The organism is Enterococcus sp. 2201sp1_2201st1_C11_2201SCRN_220225, from assembly GCF_040925905.1.
GTDB lineage: Bacteria > Bacillota > Bacilli > Lactobacillales > Enterococcaceae > Enterococcus_C > Enterococcus_C asini_A.
Genome location: NZ_JBCOJC010000079.1, coordinates 1 through 1,277, shown reverse-complemented (window position 1 = coordinate 1,277; position 1,277 = coordinate 1). Strand labels below are relative to the sequence as shown.

The following is a 1,277-nucleotide window of genomic DNA, read 5'->3' as shown; positions in this document are numbered from 1 at the left end:
GATTTGTTCATTGAAAACTGGATAGTTGAAATACAAGAAAAACAAACCGAGAACACACACCGCAATTAATACGCAAGTATTGACTGCTTATTCTTGAGTAACCTTCTATCGCTAGAAGAAGTGCTCAAAACCCGGCCGTAAGGTCGATTAAGGTTAAGTGAATAAGGGCGCACGGTGGATGCCTTGGCACTAGGAGCCGATGAAGGACGGGACTAACGCCGATATGCTTTGGGGAGCTGTAAGTAAGCTATGATCCAGAGATTTCCGAATGGGGGAACCCAGCATCTTTGATAGGATGTTACGTTGAAGTGAATTCATAGCTTCATCGAGGTAGACGCAGAGAACTGAAACATCTAAGTACCTGCAGGAAGAGAAAGAAAATTCGATTCCCTGAGTAGCGGCGAGCGAAACGGGAAAAGCCCAAACCAAGAGGCTTGCCTCTTGGGGTTGTAGGACTCCGATATGGTAGTTTTTTCAGATAGTCGAATTACCTGGAAAGGTAAGTCAAAGAGGGTAACAACCCCGTAGACGAAATTTGGAAGACACCTAGGAGGATCCTGAGTACGGCGGAACACGAGGAATTCCGTCGGAATCCGGGAGGACCATCTCCCAAGGCTAAATACTCCCTAGTGACCGATAGTGAACCAGTACCGTGAGGGAAAGGTGAAAAGCACCCCGGAAGGGGAGTGAAATAGATCCTGAAACCGTGTGCCTACAACAAGTTAGAGCCCGTTAATGGGTGATAGCGTGCCTTTTGTAGAATGAACCGGCGAGTTACGATTGCATGCGAGGTTAAGTTGAAGAGACGGAGCCGCAGCGAAAGCGAGTCTGAATAGGGCGCATGAGTATGTAGTCGTAGACCCGAAACCATGTGATCTACCCATGTCCAGGTTGAAGGTGCGGTAAAACGCACTGGAGGACCGAACCCACGTACGTTGAAAAGTGCGGGGATGAGGTGTGGGTAGCGGAGAAATTCCAATCGAACTTGGAGATAGCTGGTTCTCTCCGAAATAGCTTTAGGGCTAGCGTCGAAGTTAAGAATGATGGAGGTAGAGCACTGTTTGGACTAGGGGCCCATCTCGGGTTACCGAATTCAGATAAACTCCGAATGCCATTCATTCATATTCGGCAGTCAGACTGTGAGTGATAAGATCCATAGTCGAAAGGGAAACAGCCCAGACCACCAGCTAAGGTCCCCAAATATATGTTAAGTGGAAAAGGATGTGGGGTTGCACAGACAACTAGGATGTTGGCTCAGAAGCAGCCACCATTTAAAG

At 47.9% G+C, this 1,277-nt stretch carries 1 rRNA gene; it reads left to right on the top strand.

The features are described 5' to 3' along the window. Positions 1-151: 151 nt before the first annotated feature. Positions 152-1,277 (top strand): 23S ribosomal RNA (locus AB5754_RS12630); the annotation flags it as partial.